Origin of the sequence: Methylobacterium sp., from assembly GCF_019750675.1 — a bacterium.
Taxonomy (GTDB): domain Bacteria; phylum Pseudomonadota; class Alphaproteobacteria; order Rhizobiales; family Beijerinckiaceae; genus Methylobacterium.
In genome coordinates this window covers 1-2,509 of record NZ_JAIEOF010000103.1, presented here as the reverse complement: position 1 = coordinate 2,509, position 2,509 = coordinate 1, and the positions used below count along the sequence as shown (strand labels likewise).

2 protein-coding genes are annotated in these 2,509 nt (G+C 64.4%); both read left to right on the top strand.

Features of this window, described 5'->3' with window-relative positions; translation table 11 throughout:
* Nucleotides 1–405, top strand: a 405-nt coding sequence (gene rpsG / locus K2X24_RS05390) for a 30S ribosomal protein S7 (RefSeq protein ID WP_292495413.1), incomplete at its 5' end; no start/stop codon positions are given.
* A gap of 30 nt (nt 406–435) precedes the next feature.
* Nucleotides 436–2,509 (top strand): elongation factor G (gene fusA / locus K2X24_RS05385; protein WP_238274971.1); only part of this gene is annotated, 2,074 nt, incomplete at its 3' end.

The following is a 2,509-nucleotide window of genomic DNA, read 5'->3' as shown; positions in this document are numbered from 1 at the left end:
CTGACCAAGTTCATGAATTCCATCATGTACGAGGGCAAGAAGTCCACCGCCGAGCGCATCGTGTACGGCGCCTTCGACATCGTCGAGAACCGTGCTCGTGCGAACCCCATCGAGGTGTTCCGCGCCGCCCTCGACAACGTCGCCCCGGCGATCGAAGTCCGCTCCCGCCGCGTCGGTGGCGCGACCTACCAGGTTCCGGTCGAGGTGCGCACCGAGCGCCGCCAGGCTCTCGCGATCCGCTGGCTGATCCAAGCCGCCCGTGGCCGCAACGACCGCACGATGGTCGAGCGACTTTCGGCCGAGCTGCTCGACGCCGCCAACAACCGCGGCAATGCCGTGAAGAAGCGGGAAGACACCCACCGGATGGCTGAAGCCAACCGCGCCTTCTCGCACTACCGCTGGTAAGCGGACCCGGACCCTTTCAGGAGCAATCCGATGCCCCGCACGCACGCGATCGAGGACTACCGCAACTTCGGCATCATGGCTCACATCGATGCCGGCAAGACCACGACCACCGAGCGGATCCTGTACTACACCGGCAAGTCCCATAAGATCGGCGAAGTCCATGACGGCGCCGCGACGATGGATTGGATGACGCAGGAGCAGGAGCGTGGCATCACGATCACCTCGGCTGCCACCACCTGCTTCTGGCGCGACAAGCGCCTGAACATCATCGACACCCCCGGCCACGTGGATTTCACCATCGAGGTGGAGCGTTCGCTCCGCGTGCTCGATGGCGCCGTGTGCGTCCTCGACGGCAACCAGGGCGTCGAGCCTCAGACCGAAACTGTCTGGCGCCAAGCCGACAAGTACGACGTGCCGCGCGTCGTGTTCGTCAACAAGATGGACAAGATCGGCGCCGACTTCTTCAAGTGCGTGGCCGACATCATCGACCGCGTCGCCGGGAAGCCGGTCTGCCTGCAGCTTCCGATCGGCGCCGAGAACACCTTCAAGGGTGTGATCGACCTGATCAAGATGAAGGCCATCGTCTGGACGTCCGAGAAGCTCGGCGCCGATTTCTCGGAGACCGAGATCCCGGCCGACCTCGCCGACCAGGCTGCCGAGTACCGCGTGAAGTTGGTCGAGGCCTGCGTGGAGATGGACGACGACGCCATGTCGGCCTACCTCGACGGCGTCGAGCCCGATGCCGAGACCATGCACCGTCTCGTACGCACGGCCGTGCAGCGTCGTGCCTTCCACCCCGTGCTCTGTGGTTCGGCCTTCAAGAACAAGGGCGTGCAGCCCCTGCTCGACGCCGTCGTCGACTACCTGCCGTCTCCCGCCGACCGCGGCGAGATCAAGGGCATCGATTTCAAGACCGAGGAAGAGACCGTCCGGCACCCATCGGATTCGGATCCCTTCTCCATGCTCGCTTTCAAGATCATGGACGATCCGCACGTGGGCACGATCACGTTCTGCCGCGTGTACTCGGGCAAGATCGAGTCGGGCGCCAACGTCCTGAACTCCTCGCGCGACAAGAAAGAGCGCGTCGGCCGCATGCTGCTCATGCACGCCAACAACCGCGAGGACGTCAAGGAAGCCTTCACGGGTGACATCGTCGCCCTTGCCGGCCTTAAGGACACCCGCACGGGTGACACCCTCTGCGATCCGCAGAAGGCCGTCATCCTCGAGAAGATGGAATTCCCCGAGCCGGTGATCGAAATCGCCGTCGAGCCGAAGTCCAAGGCCGACCAGGAGAAGCTGGGCATCGCCCTCGCCAAGCTGGCCGCCGAGGATCCGTCCTTCCGGGTCTCCACGGACCAGGAGTCGGGCCAGACCATCCTTCGCGGCATGGGCGAGCTCCACCTCGACATCAAGGTCGACATCCTGCGTCGTACCTACATGGTCGATGCGAATATCGGCCAGCCGCAGGTGGCGTACCGCGAGAAGCTCACGAAGCGCACCGAGATCGACTACACCCACAAGAAGCAGACCGGTGGTACCGGCCAGTTCGCCCGGGTGAAGTTCGTGGTCGAGCCGAACGAGCCCGGCAAGGGTTTCGAGTTCGCCTCGAAGATCATCGGCGGCGCGGTGCCCAAGGAGTACATCCCGGGCGTCGAGAAGGGCCTGAACTCGGTTCTCGGTGCCGGTATCCTCGCCGGCTTCCCGGTCGTCGACATCAAGGTCGAGCTGATCGACGGCGCCTACCACGACGTCGACTCCTCGGCGCTCGCCTTCGAGATCGCGTCCCGCGCGGCACTCCGTGAGGCACTCCAGAAGGGCGGCTCGGTGCTCCTCGAGCCGGTGATGAAGGTCGAGGTCGTCTCGCCGGAAGAGTATACCGGCTCGGTGATCGGCGATCTCAACTCCCGCCGTGGCCAGATCCAGGGCCAGGACATGCGCGGCAATGCGAACGTCATCAACGCGATGGTGCCGCTGGCCAACATGTTCGGCTACGTGAACCAGCTCCGGTCCTTCTCTCAGGGCCGCGCCAACTTCACGATGCAGTTCGACCATTACGAAGAGGTGCCGCGCGGCGAGGCCGAGAAGGTCGTCGCCAAGTACGCCT